This window comes from Nocardiopsis sp. L17-MgMaSL7, assembly GCF_003182025.1.
Classification (GTDB): Bacteria; Actinomycetota; Actinomycetes; order Streptosporangiales; family Streptosporangiaceae; genus Nocardiopsis; species Nocardiopsis prasina.
The window spans coordinates 1-15,968 of record NZ_QGTF01000013.1 but is presented as its reverse complement, the minus strand read 5'-3'; the positions used below and the strand labels follow the sequence as shown (position 1 = coordinate 15,968).

Annotated in this window: 14 protein-coding genes and 1 CRISPR repeat array; of the genes, 11 read left to right on the top strand and 3 right to left on the bottom strand. The window is 70.9% G+C overall.

Annotated elements, in window-relative coordinates; genetic code table 11:
* Positions 1–33: 33 nt before the first annotated feature.
* From BDW27_RS21055 to BDW27_RS21035, 5 genes are read left to right on the top strand one after another with little or no spacing between them, the layout of a single operon-like run.
* Positions 34–1,668 (top strand): ABC transporter substrate-binding protein, encoded by a 1,635-nt coding sequence (locus tag BDW27_RS21055; RefSeq protein WP_233515868.1) that lies wholly within the window; start codon positions 34–36, stop codon positions 1,666–1,668.
* Complete coding sequence (locus tag BDW27_RS21050) at positions 1,665–2,618, top strand: ABC transporter permease (RefSeq protein WP_110051259.1); 954 nt, start codon at positions 1,665–1,667, stop codon at positions 2,616–2,618. Before BDW27_RS21055 ends, BDW27_RS21050 begins: the two co-directional genes overlap by 4 nt.
* Entirely contained in the window at positions 2,615–3,484 is an 870-nt protein-coding gene (locus BDW27_RS21045) for an ABC transporter permease (protein WP_110051257.1), read from the top strand. Before BDW27_RS21050 ends, BDW27_RS21045 begins: the two co-directional genes overlap by 4 nt.
* Before the next feature lie 4 nt (positions 3,485–3,488).
* A complete protein-coding gene (locus BDW27_RS21040; RefSeq protein WP_110051256.1) occupies positions 3,489–4,484 on the top strand; it encodes an ABC transporter ATP-binding protein in 996 nt (331 codons plus the stop codon).
* Complete coding sequence (locus BDW27_RS21035) at positions 4,481–5,323, top strand: ABC transporter ATP-binding protein (protein ID WP_110051254.1); 843 nt, start codon at positions 4,481–4,483, stop codon at positions 5,321–5,323. The genes BDW27_RS21040 and BDW27_RS21035 overlap by 4 nt, the downstream gene beginning before the upstream one ends.
* Positions 5,324–5,391: 68 nt before the next feature.
* Here the strand turns inward: BDW27_RS21035 and BDW27_RS21030 are convergent, their stop codons facing one another.
* Positions 5,392–6,780: an NAD(P)/FAD-dependent oxidoreductase gene (locus BDW27_RS21030; protein WP_110051252.1), complete on the bottom strand. Its 1,389-nt coding sequence runs from the start codon at positions 6,778–6,780 to the stop codon at positions 5,392–5,394.
* 162 nt (positions 6,781–6,942) lie between these two features.
* Here BDW27_RS21030 and BDW27_RS21025 point away from each other — a divergent pair, with 162 nt between their 5' ends.
* On the top strand, positions 6,943–7,599 hold the full coding sequence (locus tag BDW27_RS21025; protein ID WP_110051251.1) for a TetR/AcrR family transcriptional regulator: 657 nt from the start codon (positions 6,943–6,945) through the stop codon (positions 7,597–7,599).
* A gap of 15 nt (positions 7,600–7,614) precedes the next feature.
* Here the strand turns inward: BDW27_RS21025 and BDW27_RS21020 are convergent, their stop codons facing one another.
* Positions 7,615–9,045, bottom strand: a complete 1,431-nt coding sequence (locus tag BDW27_RS21020) for a gamma-aminobutyraldehyde dehydrogenase (protein WP_110051249.1) — start codon at positions 9,043–9,045, stop codon at positions 7,615–7,617.
* 194 nt (positions 9,046–9,239) lie between these two features.
* Here BDW27_RS21020 and BDW27_RS21015 point away from each other — a divergent pair, with 194 nt between their 5' ends.
* Positions 9,240–9,890 (top strand): maleylpyruvate isomerase family mycothiol-dependent enzyme, encoded by a 651-nt coding sequence (locus tag BDW27_RS21015; protein WP_017543108.1) that lies wholly within the window; start codon positions 9,240–9,242, stop codon positions 9,888–9,890.
* A 9-nt stretch (positions 9,891–9,899) separates the two neighbouring features.
* On the opposite strand, the gene BDW27_RS21010 is transcribed toward BDW27_RS21015, so the two are convergent.
* Positions 9,900–10,907 (bottom strand): alpha/beta hydrolase, encoded by a 1,008-nt coding sequence (locus tag BDW27_RS21010; protein ID WP_110051247.1) that lies wholly within the window; start codon positions 10,905–10,907, stop codon positions 9,900–9,902.
* Positions 10,908–10,999: 92 nt separating this feature from the next.
* Here BDW27_RS21010 and BDW27_RS21005 point away from each other — a divergent pair, with 92 nt between their 5' ends.
* From BDW27_RS21005 to BDW27_RS20990, 4 genes are all read left to right on the top strand, one after another.
* Positions 11,000–11,572, top strand: coding sequence for a TetR/AcrR family transcriptional regulator (locus BDW27_RS21005; protein ID WP_110051246.1), 573 nt, complete (start codon positions 11,000–11,002; stop codon positions 11,570–11,572).
* A 42-nt stretch (positions 11,573–11,614) separates the two neighbouring features.
* A complete protein-coding gene (locus BDW27_RS21000; protein ID WP_110051244.1) occupies positions 11,615–12,556 on the top strand; it encodes an SDR family NAD(P)-dependent oxidoreductase in 942 nt (313 codons plus the stop codon).
* Between the two features lie 225 nt (positions 12,557–12,781).
* Positions 12,782–14,248, top strand: a complete 1,467-nt coding sequence (locus BDW27_RS20995) for an MDR family MFS transporter (protein ID WP_110051242.1) — start codon at positions 12,782–12,784, stop codon at positions 14,246–14,248.
* Between the two features lie 38 nt (positions 14,249–14,286).
* The gene (locus BDW27_RS20990) at positions 14,287–15,165 is read left to right on the top strand and encodes an aminoglycoside phosphotransferase family protein (protein ID WP_110051240.1); all 879 of its coding nucleotides are present in this window, start codon (positions 14,287–14,289) and stop codon (positions 15,163–15,165) included.
* Positions 15,166–15,168: 3 nt separating this feature from the next.
* Positions 15,169–15,749: direct repeats of the CRISPR family, unit length 29 nt; unit sequence GGGTCCATCCCCGCGTGCGCGGGGAGCAG.
* Positions 15,750–15,968 lie beyond the last annotated feature (219 nt).

The window sequence follows — 15,968 nt, the reverse complement described above, 5'->3', positions numbered from 1 at the left end:
TCCGCATCCCCCTCTTTCCTGGAGAAGACCGTTGTGAAGGACAGACCACCACGCCGCGCCGGAGCGGTGATCCCCGCCGCCGTCCTGGCGCTCGCAGTGACCGCGTGCACGGCCCCGCCCGCGGGCCCGGAGCTCGAACTGACCCCCACCACCGCCCCCGCCGCGGGTGAGCTGGACTCGGTGACCTGGATGCTCCCCTCCGAACCCACCTCGCTCGACCTGGACGCCAACGGCGGCACCGCGCAGAACACCGTCCTGGCCAACGTCTGCGAGCGGCTCATGCAGGTCGCTCCCGACCTCAGCGTCGGCCCCGGGCTGGCCGAGTACGCCGAGTGGGAGGACGACTCCACCGTCGTCTTCCGTCTGACCCCTGAGGCCGCCTTCCGCGACGGCACCCCGATCACCGCCGACGACGTGGTGTGGAGCATGGAACGGCACGCGGCGGAGGGCGCCGAGGAGTCCGACGAGTACACGAACGTCGAACGGATCGAGGCCACGGGAGACCGCGAGGTCACCGTCCACATGGGCCAGCGCGACGCCGTGTTCGTGCCCGCCATGGCCGGGAACGGGGGCATCGTCTACGACCGCCGCGCCCTGGAGGCCGACGGCGACGCCTATGGCACACCGCAGGGCACCGACGCCTGCACGGGCCCCTACCGGCTCACCGAGTGGAGCTCGGGCAGCCGGGTCGTGCTGGAGCGCGACGACGCCTACTGGAACACGGCCCGCGCCGCGCGCGTGGAGCGGGTGGAGTTCCGCTGGGCCGTCGAGAACGCCGTGGTGAACACCCTGAACACCGGCGAGTCCGACGGCGCCTACCTCGACACCGCGTCGGCCGCCGTCCCGCTGCTGCGCGACGAGACAGTGCAGGTGTACCAGGGTCCCTCCACCAATGTGTGGTCCCTCATCACCACCGAACGCGGCGGCCTGGCTGACCCCCGGCTGCGCCGCGCCCTGTCCCTGGCACTGGAACGCGACGGCATCTCCCGGGCGGCCTTCGGCGGCCTGGCCGAGCCGTGGTCCGCTCCCCTGGGCCCGGGCGGCTGGGGGTACGAACGCGAACGGTTCGAGGAGGCCTACGCGGCGATCGACGCCGCCCCCGCCGACCCCGACGAGCCCGAACTGGAACTGGCGCGCGCCCTGGTCGAGGAGGCCGGGGTCCCCGACGAGCCCATCGTCATCGCCAACGACGGTGAACCCGCCCGCACCATCATCGCCAACGCCTTCGTGGACGCGGCCGCCAGGATCGGGCTGGAGGCGCGGATCGCCACCGTGCCCCGGCAGCAGTTCGGCAGCTACTACGTGGACCCCGAGCTGCGTTCCCAGGTCGACCTGTTCTCCGACGAGTACTGGGTCTCGAAGAACGACCCCGTGGGCTTCTACAAGAACGGCGCCTCCGACGCCGGGGTGAACTACTCCGGCTTCGCCGACGAGGAGTACGACAGCCTCGTCAAGGAGGCCCAGGCCGCGACCGACGACGCCGAACGGGCCGAACTCGCCGTGGAGCTCCAGGACCGCTGGACCGAGGCCATGCCGTGGATCCCCGTCGTCCAGGTCCCGACGACTCTCGCCATGGGACCCGGGGTGACGGGGGCGCCCGCCTCCTCCGCGTTCCTCTTCTACCCGTGGGCCGCCGACCTCGGCGCCCGAGAGGACGAAGGCCGATGACCACGCACGTGCTGCGCCGCCTCGGCGGCATGCTGCTCACCCTGGCCGTCAGCTCGGCGCTGATCTTCGGCGCCATGTACGCCGCACCGGGTGACCCGGTGTCGTTCCTGGTGGGCGACCCCGAGAACGTCACCCCCGAGCGGATCGCCGCGGTCCGCGCCGAGTACCACCTGGACCAGCCCCTGCTGGTGCAGTACTGGCTCTGGCTGAGCGGCGCCGTCACCGGAGACCTCGGAACCTCGTTCCAGTACAACGCGGCGGTGAGCGACCTCATCCTCACCCGCCTGCCCGCCACCGTGTCCCTGGTGGCCTACGCGGCGGTGCTCTTCACCGTCCTGGGCATCGCTCTGGGCGCCCTGTCCGCGGTGCGCCGCGGGCGCCGCACCGACGCCGCCGTCACCGCGGGCACCACGCTGGCCGCCTCGGTACCGTCGTTCGTCCTGGCCATCGCGCTGATCTCCCTGTTCGGGGTGCGTCTCGGATGGTTCCCGGTGACCGGCCTGGGCGAGGGGTTCCTCAGCCGGGTCCACCACCTGACGCTGCCCGCGATCGCCCTGGCCACCGGTGCCCTGGCCATCGTCTCCCGGGTCACCCGGCAGACGATGGTGGAGCAGTTCGACCTGGAGCACGTGGCGGCGGCGCGGGCGTCGGGGATCGCCGAACGGCACGTGGTCCGCCGCCACGTGCTGCGCAACTCCCTGGGCCCCGTCGTGACGATGTGCGGCCTGGTCACCGCCAGCATGCTCAGCGGGACCGTGGTCATCGAGTCGGCGTTCGGTCTCAGCGGGATCGGCGCGCTGCTGGTGGACGCCATCAACAACCTCGACTTCCCCGTCGTGCAGGCCGTCCTGCTGTGCATGGTGGTCGCCTACATGGGGGTCACGACCCTGATCGACCTCGTCCACCCGCTGCTGGACCCGAGGGTCCGTATCGAAAGGAACCGGGTATGACCGCCCAGACGCCCACCACGGCCGTCACCGTGAGCACCGACCTCGGGCGTGCCCGCGGTTCCGGGGGGCGCGGCGCCCTGTGGGTCAGCGGAGGGTTCCTCGTCGCGGTGGTCCTGGCCGCCGTGTTCGCCCCACTGGTCGCTCCGGCCGACCCCAACGCCATCGACTTCGGCAACATCTGGGCGCCACCCGGCGCCGACCACTGGCTGGGCACCGACCAGATGGGCCGCGATCTGCTGTCCCGGGTCGTCCACGGCGCCCGGGAGAGCCTGCTCGGCCCGCTGGCCCTACTCCTGCTCGCCTCCGCGCTGGGTGTGGCGATGGGCACGCTGGCCGCCTGGCGGCGCGGCTGGGTGGACGTCCTCCTCGCCCGTGTCACCGACGTCATGTACGCCTTCCCCGGACTGCTGTTCGTGGTGCTCGTGATCGCGGTGTTCGGCAGCGGCATGACCACGGCCGTCGTGGCGCTGGGGCTGGCGTTCACTCCGATCATCGCCAAGTTCACCCGCAGCGTCGCGTTGGCGGAGTGCGCCAAGCCCTACATCGACGCCTACCGGGTGCAGGGGGTGAGCGGGCTGGTCATCTGTCTGCGCTACCTCATCCCCAACATGGCACCCGCCCTGCTCGGGTACCTGGTGGTGCTCTTCGGTGAGGGCCTGATGAGCCTGGCCACCCTCAGCTTCCTCGGGTTCGGCGCACAGCCGCCCAGCTCCGAGTGGGGCCTGATGGTCCAGGAGGGGCAGTCCGCGCTGATCCAGGGCGTGCTGTGGCCCGCGCTGGTCCCCGGCGCGGCCATCGCCCTGGTCGTGGTCGCGTTCAACATCGTCGGGGTGCGTGTCGCCGACCAGCTGAACTCACGGAGGTAGGCCCATGCTGCTCGACATCGAGAACCTCACCGTCACCCTCCCCGGCGCCGAGACGCGTCGGCCCGTCCTGGACGAGGTCGGCCTCACCGTGCGGCCCGGCGAGGTCGTCGGCCTGGTCGGCGAGTCCGGGTCGGGGAAGTCCACCACCGCCCGCGCCGTCCTGCGGCTGCTGCCCGAGGGCGCCGCCGTCGACGGCCGGGCCCGCGTCGGCCGGACCGACGTGCTCAGCGCCGCCCCGGCGGAGCTCACCGAGCTGCGCTCCCGCCGGGTGTCCATGGTGTTCCAGGACCCGCGCTCGGTACTCAACCCGGTCCGCCGCGTGGGCGACTTCCTCACCGAACGCCTGGTCCTGGCCCTGGGCACACCGAAGGCCGAGGCCCGCGCCAGGGCCCTCGACCTCATGGCGGAGGTGGGCCTGAACCGGCCCGAGGAGCGTTTCCGCCAGTTCCCGCACGAGATGTCCGGGGGCATGCTGCAACGGGTCGTGCTCGCCGCGGCCCTGGCCACCGAGCCCGAACTCCTGCTCGCCGACGAGGCCACCAGCGCCCTGGACGCCACCACCCAGGCGGAGGTGCTCTCGGTCCTGCGCGACCTGCGTGAGACCCGGGGCATGGGAGTCCTGTTCATCACGCACGACCTCCACCTGGCCGCCGCCTACTGCCATCGGGTGCACGTCATGTACGCGGGCCGGGTGGTGGAGTCCCGCGAGGCGTCGGCGCTCTTCGCCGACCCGCGCCACCCCTACACACGCGGGCTGATCGCCTGCAACCCGGGGCTGGACTCCGACCTGGCCCCCGAACCCATCCCAGGGGCGCCGCCCTCGCTGTCCACGGCCTTCACCGGTTGCCCCTTCGCGCCACGGTGCGCCGACGCGACACAGGTCTGCGTGACCTGGCGTCCGGAGACGTTCCCGCTCGACGACGGCGGAGTCGCCTGTGTCAGGGCCGACACGACGAGCCGTGGAGCGGACCCGTCCCGCACCGAGGAGGAGATCCGATGACCCCGAACGAAGCGGCGCTGTCGGTGAGCGGACTGCGCAGGGCCTACTCCATGGGCCGGCGCGTGCCGGAGCTGGTGGCCGTGGACGACGTCTCGTTCGAGCTCGCGCCCGGTGGCTCGCTGGGCGTGGTCGGCGAGTCCGGGTCCGGCAAGAGCACCGTGGCCAGGATGCTGGTGGGCCTGGAGCGGCCCGACTCCGGGGAGATCCGGGTGTCGGGCCGGGTGCGCGGCGTCCGTGAGCGCGGACGCGCCGCGCGCCTGCGCCGGGCGAGGGAGGTCCAGCTGGTCTTCCAGAACCCCTTGGAGTCCCTGGACCGCCGTCTCACCGCCTCCCAGTGCCTGTGCCACGTCCTGCGGCTGCACGGCGCCGACCGGACCGAGGCGGAGCGGCGCGCGCTGGCACTCCTCGAACAGGTGGGGTTGGGCGCGCGGGAGGCGGAGGCGAGGCCGCACCGGCTCAGCGGCGGTCAGCGGCAGCGCCTGGCCATCGCCCGCGCGCTGGCGGCCGACCCGTCCGTGCTGGTGCTCGACGAGGCGGTCTCCGCACTGGACGTGTCCGTGCAGGCCCAGATCCTGCGGCTGCTCACCGGTATCCGGGAGGAGTCGGGGGTGTCCCTGGTGTTCGTCTCGCACGACCTGGCGGTGGTCGGGCAGGTCACCGACGAGGTCCTGGTGATGTACCGGGGTCGGGCCGTCGAACACGGGCCGACCCGCCGCGTGCTGCGCGAGCCCGAACACCCCTACACGCGCATGCTGGCCTCCAGCGTGCCGGGACCGGGCTGGGACCCGGCCGAGGTGGTCCGGCTGCGCGCGGAGTTCGCGGCGGCCTCGGGGGCGTGACGCCACGGAGCTGACGGAACGAGGCCCGGCCCCGCGAGTGAGCGGGGCCGGGCCTCCTGGCGTCGAGGTCAGCCGACGGCGTCCGTGAGGACCTCCTCGGCGGCGCGGCGGCCCTGGCGCAGCGCGCCGTCCACGTGCTGGTAGCCCTCGGCCGCCAGGTCCGAGCAGGCCCAGCCGATCGGCCCCACGGGTGCGCGCTGGTCGGCCCCGTAGCGGTGCAGTCCGCCGAGGTCGTAGCTGGCGGCGTAGGCTCCCCGGGTCCACTCCTCGGAGGCGAAGTCCGACTCGAAGTAGACAACCGGTTCCAGCGCCTCCTCACCGAGATAGTGGGAGAGGGAGCGCAGGACCGCGGCCCTGCGCTCCTCGGCGGACCGGCGCAGGAGGTCGTCGGCGGGCTCGTCGGAGACGAAGGCCACCAGGGTGCCGCGCTCGTCCCCGTGGTTGGTGTTGTCGTAGACCTCCTGGCAGAGCTCCCTGGCGCCGAACCCGGTTCCGGAGAGCCCCCGGTCCCGCCAGAACGGGCGGTCGTAGACCGCGTGGACCTTGATGACCAGGCCCATCGACGAGTGCTGGTGCATCTGCTGCTGGAGCCACGGCAGGGCGGGCTCGAAGGTGATCCGTGAGTACAGGGTGGGCGGGACGGCCACGATCACGCGGCGGGCCCGTACGGTCGCGCGATCGGAGAGGACCGTGACCCCCTCCTCGCTCCAGCGAACGGTCCGGACCGGGGTGTCCAGGAGGACCGTGCCCTCCTCCAGGGCGTCGGCCATGGTCCGGGAGACCGACTGCATGCCCCCGACCACCCGGCGGTCCAGGATGAAGTCCTCGTCCACCAGGTGGGAGAACGACCCGGCGGAGGCCGCCATGAGGACCGCCTGGAGCGCGGAGAAGGCGTGGGCGGGTTTGGTGAGCATGCCCCCGGCCATGAAGATGCCGATGTTCTCGCGGGCGGCCTCGTCGTCGGTCTGCCGCCGCAGCCACTCGGTGAAGGTGACGGTGTCCAGCTCACGGGCGAGCGGGTGGTCCCAGGGGCGTTCGACGCCGATCTCCTCGACCAGACCGTCCAGGGTCGCGATGACCCGCGTCATCTCCGCCTCGGTCCGCTCCCCCGCCGGGAACATGTCCCCGGTGTACTCGTGCCGGGAGCCGTCGGGGGCGAGGTAGACGTTGGCGCCCTCGCGGTGGCGCGGGTAGGTGTCCAGCCCGAGCTCGTCCAGGAGGCCGAGCAGTTCGGTCTGGTCGGGCGAGACCCACTGGCCGCCCAGCTCCAGGAAGGCCCCGTCAATCTCCCGTGACCAGGTACGGCCGCCCACGCGGTCGCGGGCCTCCAGGACGGCGACGGTGCGTCCGGCCGCCTGGAGGGTGCGTGCGGCCATCAGCCCGGCCGGGCCCGCGCCCACGACCACGACGTCACGGTCGATGACCTCGTCGCTGCCGATGACGTGTGTGCCACTCATGGGTGCGCTCCTTCGAACCATTAAATGAATACCGTTCATTAACGGACACGGAGTCCCCCGGTGTCAAGCGGGACACTCCCGCGAGCAGCACCGATACGGGCGCGGGCGCGCCGCTCCTAGACTGGTGGCGACCTCGTCCGGGCCGACAGGAAGCAGGCGCCAGTGAGTCAGGGAACGCGCAGTGGGCGGGGCAGGGGCAGACCCTCCTCACCGGTGCTCTCACGTGAACGCGTCACCCTGGCCGCGATCCGGATCGTCACCGAACAGGGCTACCGGCACCTGACCATGGCCGCTCTGGCGAAGGAGCTCGGCGTCGCCGCCTCGGCGCTGTACAACCACGTCGCCTCCAAACGCGACGTACTCATTCTGTTGCAGGAACGCGTGAACGAGCGGATCGACGACTCCGCCTTCGGCACCGAACCCTGGGACCGGGCGCTGCGGCAGTGGGCGCGTTCCTACCGGCGGTGCTTCATGGAGCACACCGCGCTCATCCCGGTCATGGCGGTACTGCCCGTCGCCGACTCCCCCCGGACGCTGCGCATGTACGAGCGCGTGACCCGGGCCCTGGAGGACGCCGGGATCGTCGGCGCGGACGCGGTGGACATCATCGTCGGCGTCGAGGCACTGGTCTTCGGCGCCGCATACGACGCCTCCGCCCCCGAGGGGATCTTCGACCCGGGCGGCATGGAGGAGGTCGCGCCCACCTTCACGCGGTTTGCCGCGCAGCGGTCGGCGGACCCCCGCGCGGCCGCCGACCGGGCCTTCGAGCTCGCGCTCGACGCGCTGGTCAGCGGCCTGCGCCAGAGGTACACGGGCTGAGCCCTGAGGACCGGTTCACCCCTCCAGCGCGTGCATCACGTGCTTGACCCGGGTGTACTCCTCCACCGAGTACAGCGACAGGTCCTTGCCGTAACCCGAGGACTTGAAGCCGCCGTGCGGCATCTCCGCTGTGAGCAGCACGTGGGTGTTCACCCAGACACAGCCGAAGTCGAGGTCGCGGGTGAGGCGCATCGCGGCGGCGTGGTCCGAGGTCCACACGCTGGAGGCCAGCGCGTAGTCCACATCGTTGGCGAGCTCCACGGCCTCCGCCTCCGAGGAGAAGGTCTGGACGGTCAGGATCGGACCGAAGGTCTCCTCCTGCACCAGCTCGTCGTCCTGGCGCACGCCGGTGATCACCGTCGGCTCCACGAAGTAGCCGTCGCCCCCGACCGCCCGGCCCCCGGTGACCACGGTGGCGTGTTCGGGCAGACGCCCGAGCTTGTCGGTGACCGACGCGAAGTGGCGGGCGTTGTTCAGCGGACCGTAGTCGTTGCGGGACTCGTCGGCGTCTCCCGTCCGAGTGCCACGCGCGGCCTCGGCGAGCAGCTCCACGAAGCGGTCGTGGGCGCTCTCCTCGACCAGGACCCGGGTGACGGCGGTGCAGTCCTGCCCCGCGTTGAACGTGCCGAACTCCACCAGGGCCTTGGCGGTGGCGGGCAGATCGGCGTCGGCGAAGACCACCGCCGGGGCCTTTCCGCCCAGCTCCAGGTGGCCGCGCTTGAGCCCCTTGGCTGCCGAGGCGGCGACCTGACGGCCCGCGCGGACCGATCCGGTGATGGAGACCATGGCCGGTTCGGGGTGCTCCACCAGGAGCCGTCCGGTCCCGGCGTCGCCCAGGACCACGTTGAACACGCCCGCCGGGAGGATCTCACCCATCAGACGGGCCAGGACCAGGGTGGACTCGGGGGTGGTGTCGGAGGGCTTGAGCACGACGCAGTTGCCCGCGGCCAGGGCGGGGCCGATCTTCCACACCGCCATGAGCAGCGGGTAGTTCCACGGCGTGACCTGGGCGACGACCCCGACCGGCTCGCGGCGGACGTAGGAGGTGTGGCCCTCCATGTACTCGGTGGCGGCGCGGCCCTCCAGGGTGCGGGCGGCACCGGCGAAGAAGCGCAGGTGGTCCACGCCCATGGCGATCTCCTCCTGGGAGATCATCCACCGGGGCTGGCCGGTGTTGCGGTGCTGGGCCTCCACGATCTCCTCAGCGTTGGCCTCGACCGCGTCCGCGATCCTGAGCAGCAGCCGCTGCCGCTCCCCCGGGGTGACGCGCCGCCAGGTGGTGAAGGCGGCGCGCGCCGCGTCGAAGGCGGCGTCGACGTCGGCCTGGTCGGAGACGGGTGAGACCGCGACGGTGTTCCCGTTGGTGGGGTTGACGACGTCGAGCCGGTCCTGACCGTGGGCGTCGACGAAGGCGCCGTTGATGAAGTTCTGGAGGGGGCTGCTCATGGGGTCGCTCCTGGGACGCCGGTTAATGATTGGCGTTCATTTTAGAGGCCGAGGGAGTGAGCGGCAACACACCGGGCGGGTTTCGGAGGCGAGGGGAGCCACAGCCTTTACGTCGTTGCTTTCCCATGGGAGTGGGGACACGGTGTCGGCGCGGCCCTTCCGGAACTGTCGGAGCGGGTCCGTAGAGTGCGCCTATGGAGACGACCGACCCCAGGCGACTGCTCGCCGTCGAACACGCGGCCCTCGTGTCCGACCTGCGTGAACTCACCGACGAGCAGTGGAACCAGACCTCACTGTGCACTGAGTGGAACGTGCACGAGGTGGTCGCGCACCTCGGTTCGGGCATGACCATCGGCCAGCTCGGATGGATCGTCTCCATCCTGCGCTCGGGCCTGCGCCCCGCGGCCCACAACCGCAGGCAGATCGCCCGTTTCGCCCGGTCCGAGCCCGCCGCCACACTGGCCAGGTTCGCCGCCCTGGGCACCGAGGGCGGCGAACCCGTCCGACTGCCCTCCGGCGACCCCTCCCCCTGGCTCGGCGAACTCGTCGTGCACGGCCAGGACGTGCGCCGTCCGCTCGGGATCGAGCGCGAGCCCACACCCGAGGCGGTGGCCGAGGTGGCGCGGTTCCTCGCCTCCCGCGACTTCGCCGTGAACAGCAGGTCCCAGGTCAAGGGATTGCACCTGCGGGCCACGGACGCGGACTTCACCACGAACGACCCCGGACTGCCCGTGGTGGAGGGTCCGCTGCTCGCGCTCGTCATGCTCATGGCGGGCCGTCCCGCCTACCTGGACCAGGCGGGCGGCACGGGCCTGCCGGAACTGCGCAGCAGACTGGAGGGCTGACCCGGGGGCTCAGCCGTCGTGGGCGGCCCAGTACGCGGCGAGTTCCGGACCCAGCGCGTCGGCGGCCTGCATGGGCAGGGAGTGGGTGGTCTCCGGCCAGACGGTGACGGGTTCCCTGCCCAGATCCCGGGCACGGCCCCCGGCCTCCTCGCCACCGGCCAGGGAGCTGTCGCTGGCCAGGTCGATCCGGACCGGCATCGACATGGACCGCCACTCCTCGTCCGAGAGGGTGCGCGGCACCAGGGTGACCGAGTCGTAGTGCCGTGAACCCTGGTCGATCATCGACGACATCGGAGTGCGCTCGCGGACCTCCTCGACCGTGACCCCACCGATCTCCGCCATGCCCCGGTCCTTCCACGACTGCGGCACGGGGAGCAGCAGCAGCGAGGACCACAGGTAGGTGGAGGCGGGCAGCCCCCGCAGGACCATCACCGGTTCGAGGAGCGTCAGCGAGGCCACCCGACCGGGATGTTCGAGCGCGTGGACGGCGGCGATGGCACCGCCGAAGGAGTGCCCCACCACGTGGACGCGTTCCAGCTCCAGACCGGCGAGCACCTGTTCCACCCAGGCCGCCTGGTCGTCGAACGAGGTGAACGGCGTCGACTGCGTGGACATCCCGGCGTCACCGATCGCGTCCATGGCGTAGAGGGTGCGCTGGCCGACCCAGTGGGTGATGTTCGCGCCCCACATCGGTGCCCCGGATCGGATTCCGGGCAACAGCACGACCGGCGGATCCTCCTCGGCCCCCTCCTCGGTGGCGGTCCACTCGTACACCCGCACGGAGCCGTACTCGGTGGCCACGTCGTGGGAGCGGGTGGGCTCGGGCAGGGTCGCCATCACGTCCTCGTAGGCCTCCCGGTAGGAGGCGTACCCCTCCGAACTGCGCCAGTGCCCCACGGTGGGCTCGGGCGCGACGACCGCGACCGCCTTGTCGACGACCAGCCAGGCCACCGCCAGCACCGCCAGGACCTGGAGCGCGCGGCGAAGCCGGTGACGTCGGTTCTCGTGGTCGCTCATGACCCCTCCAAGGAAAATACGATCGTATTGACCGCACTCCGAGTGTACATCCATCTCAATACGATCGTATTTTCCTTGGTTAGGATGGGGGGATGAACAACCCGGAACCCGACCCGAGACGGACCGAGATCTTCCATGCGGTGTGGCAGGTGATCGCGGAGAACGGCATGGGAGCCGTGTCCATGCGCAACGTCGCCGCGGCCGCCGGGGTCTCGGTCGGACGCATCCAGTACTGGTTCCACAGCAAGGACGAACTCCTCCAGGCCAGCCTGGAGGCGATGCTGTCGAGCGCCGCACGGCTCCACGACGAGTCCACCAGGGAAACCGACGACCGTGAGACCCTCTGGGAGCTGGTCGGGCACCCCATCCCCCGCGCCGAGACGGCCCGCGCCGGGGTGTCGGTCTTCCACCAGTACGTCGCCGCCGGGTTCAACCACCCGACCCTCGCCCGCCTGCTGGCCGAGGCCAAGGACGGGGAGGAGGCCGAGGCCGCCCGACTCCTCGCCAGGGTCGCACCCGAACTCCCCGACCCCCGCGCCGCCGCGCGGGGCCTCATGGCCACCGCCGACGGCCTGTCCATGCGCGTCCTGATCGGCGGTCTGTCCTCACTGGAGGCCGAACGGACCCTGCGCGGCCAACTGGACCGGCTCCTGGCCCGCCCCTAGGCTGCCGGACCCGAGGACCATCCACAGAAGGGGACAGAGCACATGGGCTGGCAGGCGCCGAACATGGACGGACGCACGATCGCGGTGACGGGCGCGACTTCCGGGATCGGGCTGTGGATCACCCTGTTCCTAGCCCGAGCCGGAGCCGACGTCGTGCTGCTGTGCCGCGACACCCGGCGCGGTGAGCGGATCGCCTCGGCGCTGCGCGCGGAGGTCGAGGGCGCCCACACACGGGTGGTGCGGATCGACACCTCGGACCTGGGCAGCGCCAGGGCCGCCGGAGCCGAACTCGCCGGGCTCCCACGGCTGGACGCCCTGGTCAACAACGCCGGACTGGTGGGCGCACCGGCGCGGCGCGAGGTCAGTGTGGACGGGCACGAACTGACCCTGGCCACCAACGCGCTCGGCCACCACGTCCTCACCCACGAGGTGTTGGAGTCACTGGATCGGACCTCCGGCCGCGTCGTCTGGATGGGGTCGATGAGCGCCAAACTGGTCCGCCCCTCCCCCGACGACCTCGAACTGGAGCGCACGTACTCACCGTGGCGGGCCTACGCGCAGTCCAAGCTGGTCACCCACGCGCTCGGGTTCGAACTGCACCGAAGGCTGGCCGAGCGCGGATCGAGGGTGCGGAGCCTGGTCGTGCACCCCGGTTACTCGCTGCCGGTGCTCTCACCGAGCGTGGGAGAGCTCTTCACCCCGCCCCGACCCACGGCCCTGGACCGGCTCCAGTACCCGTGGGCCCAGGGAACCGACCGGGGCGCGCTGCCCGCCGTGTTCGCGGCCACCTCCCCCGACGCGCTGAGCGGCCAGTTCCACGGGCCCCGCGGTGGTCTGCGCGGTGAGCCCGCTCTGTCCGGAGGGGTGGCCGGGGTGGAGGGCGCGGGTTCGCGCGGAACCGGCGGACCGGGACGCAGGAGCATCGACCCGTTGGTCGGGGCGGCCGTGTGGTCGTTCGCGACACGGGTCTGCGAGCTGCCCTGACCAACGTGGGGAAGGGCACATGGGGAAGTTGGTTGCACAGCGCGCAAAATCGGGCGAGACGGGACGTTCCGTCGCCTAACCTGGAGGACACAGTGGCGTTCTCGGCGGAACATCCCCTTCCGCCCCGGAATACTGCCGTGACCAGCGGGGTTGACCCTTCGACGGCACAGCCCGCACCCCGCTCATCCCCCGGATCCAGGCCACCCCAAGCGCGCAAGGAAGTATGTGACCAGGCAACCCGACGTGACAAACTCCGACGAGGTCGCGGACCAGCGCGCGACCCGACTCGTCATCCCGCTCCTCCTTGTCTCGGCCTTCGTCGTCATCCTCAACGAGACGATCATGGGTGTGGCCCTGCCCGCGCTCAACCGCGACCTCGGCATCTCGGTCTCCACCGGACAGTGGCTGACCTCGGCCTTCATGCTCGTGATGGCCGTGATCATCCCCGTGACCGGGTTCCTGCTGCAACGGTTCCACCTGCGGCAGGTGTTCATCGCCGCGATGACCCTGTTCACCCTCGGCACCCTGATCTGCTTCCTCGCGCCGAACTTCACGGTCCTCCTGCTGGGCCGGATCGTGCAGGCCAGCGGAACCGCCATCATGATGCCGCTCCTCATGACGACCATCCTCAACACGGTCCCCGCTGACCGCCGCGGCCGCGTGATGGGCAACATCTCCATCGTCATGGCGGTGGCGCCCGCCGTCGGCCCGACCCTGTCCGGGCTCATCCTGAGCGTGCTGGACTGGCGTTGGCTGTTCGGACTCGTGCTGCCGATCGCCCTGCTCGCCCTCGGACTGGGCGCCGCCTTCATCCGCAACGTCACCGAACCCCGCGCCGCCCGTATCGACGTGCTCTCGGTGATCGTGTCCGCCTTCGCCTTCGGCGGTCTGGTCTACGGCTTCTCCAGCCTGGGCAAGGCGGCCGACGCCGACGCGGCCATCCCGCCGTGGGCGGCGCTCCTCGTGGGTGCCGTCGCCCTGGTGCTGTTCGTGTGGCGCCAGATCGGGCTCCAGAAGGAGGATCGGGCCCTGCTCGACCTGAGGGTGTTCCAGTCCCGCCAGTTCTCGATCTCCATCGGGCTGGTGCTGGTGAGCTTCATGGCGCTGTTCGGCACGATCATCCTGCTGCCGCTCTACATGCAGAACGTGCTCGGCCACGACACACTCGCGACCGGTCTCACCCTGCTGCCCGGTGGTCTGGTGATGGGTCTGCTGGCCCCGTTCGTGGGTCGGCTGTACGACCGCTACGGGCCCCGCCCCCTGGTCACCCCGGGAGCCGGTGTGGTCACGCTCGTGATGTGGAGCATGACCTTCTTCGGCACCGAGACTTCGCTCGGGTACGTCGTCGCCGCGCACATGGCGCTCAGCGTCGGGCTCGGACTCATGTTCACCCCGCTGCTCACCGGTGCGCTCGGTTCCCTGCGTCCCTCGCTGTACTCCTACGGCAGCGCCGTGGTGGGCACCGTGCAACAGGTGGCCGGTGCCGCCGGCACCGCGACGTTCATCGCCGTGATGTCCGCCGTCGCCGCCAGCCAGCTCAACGACGGCGCGGACGCCGTCGTCGCCGAGGCGGGCGGTATCCACATGGCGTTCGTCCTGGGTGCTGTGATCGTCACCCTGGCTTTCTTCGCGACCTTCCTGGTGCGCCGGTCCGAGGCCGGTCAGGAACCCGAGAGCCTTCCAGTCCACTGATCCCGAGCTGTAGGGGGCGGCGACCACCGCCCCCTACAGTGGGCTCCGTGAACGAGTCGCTCGTACGATCCCTCCTCGAAGAACAGCACCCGGATCTCGCTGACCTGGACCTGCGTCCCGTCGAGGGCGGCTGGGACAACCAGATGTGGCGCCTGGGCGAGGATCTCGCTGTCCGGATGCCCCGTTCTCAACGCGCACCCGACCTCCTGCGTATGGAGTACCAGTGGTTGCCAACGCTGGCCCCAGGTCTCCCTCTGCCCGTCCCTGTCCCCGTGCGCCTCGGCAGGCCTTCCCCACACTTCCCCCACCCCTGGCTGATCACCACGTGGATCACCGGTGATCCTGCGGACCTCTCTCCTGTCACCAGAGACCCCCACACGCTCGCGGACTTCCTGACCGCGCTCCATCGCCCAGCCCCAGCCGACGCCCCGGTCAACCCCCAGCGCGGCATGCACCCGCTCGACCTCATCGAGGACCTCGATGCCTTCGAGCGGTACGCCCGTAGCACCGCGGACCCCGACCAGATTCCCCGAATCCTGGAGGTCTGGCAGGCCGCAACTGACGCACCCCACTGGCACCACGCCCCGGTGTGGCTGCACGCGGACCTGCACCCGGCCAACGTCGTCACCACCAACGGAGCCCTCACGGGTGTCGTGGACTTCGGCGAACTCTGCTCAGGTGATCCCGCCACGGATCTCTGTGCCGCGTGGGTCCTGCTCCCCAACGCCACCGAGTTCTTCGCCGGATACCCCACCGACGAGGCCACCATCCAACGCTCACGAGGCTGGGCCGTCCTTCGGAGCCTCGGCCTCATCGAGATAGGCCGTGCCGGTGAACAGGGCCTCCCAGGAGGCAAACCCACCTGGAAACCAGCAGGTGAGAAGGCCCTTTCCCGAGTGCTCGCGTCATTCCCCTAGCCAACGCACTATCCCGCGTGCGCGGGGAGCAGCACTGCTGGGTGTCCTTGTTGAGCTTGCGGCTGGGTCCATCCCCGCGTGCGCGGGGAGCAGGAAGCGCTCCACGCGGCAGGGGAGAAGTGGGAGGGTCCATCCCCGCGTGCGCGGGGAGCAGCGACCGGGCGTACTCCATGGTGCGCGACGGCACGGGTCCATCCCCGCGTGCGCGGGGAGCAGTCGCCGTGACGCCCGGGTCGTTCGACCTGGGCGGGTCCATCCCCGCGTGCGCGGGGAGCAGAGCTACGGCACGGCGTGGTTCATCGAAGCCGAGGGTCCATCCCCGCGTGCGCGGGGAGCAGAGCTACGGCACGGCGTGGTTCATCGAAGCCGAGGGTCCATCCCCGCGTGCGCGGGGAGCAGATGGACGCCTGTGGGTGCTTGACCTGTCACGGGGGTCCATCCCCGCGTGCGCGGGGAGCAGCACCAAGCCTCTCGGGATGCCGGAGATCGACCGGGGTCCATCCCCGCGTGCGCGGGGAGCAGCCCAGGAGTGGCCACCAGGCGCGCGGGAGTTTGGGGTCCATCCCCGCGTGCGCGGGGAGCAGACTTTTTCACCTGCGAACTTACCGGTGGCAAGCGCTCGTTTTTCCAACTTGTCGAGAAACAGACAAAACCGACATCCACCTTCGTCGTTGCTGTCACGGGTGAGCCTACGGCCACAGCGATGTTTTTCTCCATGCCTGCGCTGACCGGGATTCGTGTCGCGGCCGGTCACGCTTCCCGACGCAACAGCGGCAGCGAAGGAGAGCGCGGGACCAGGACTG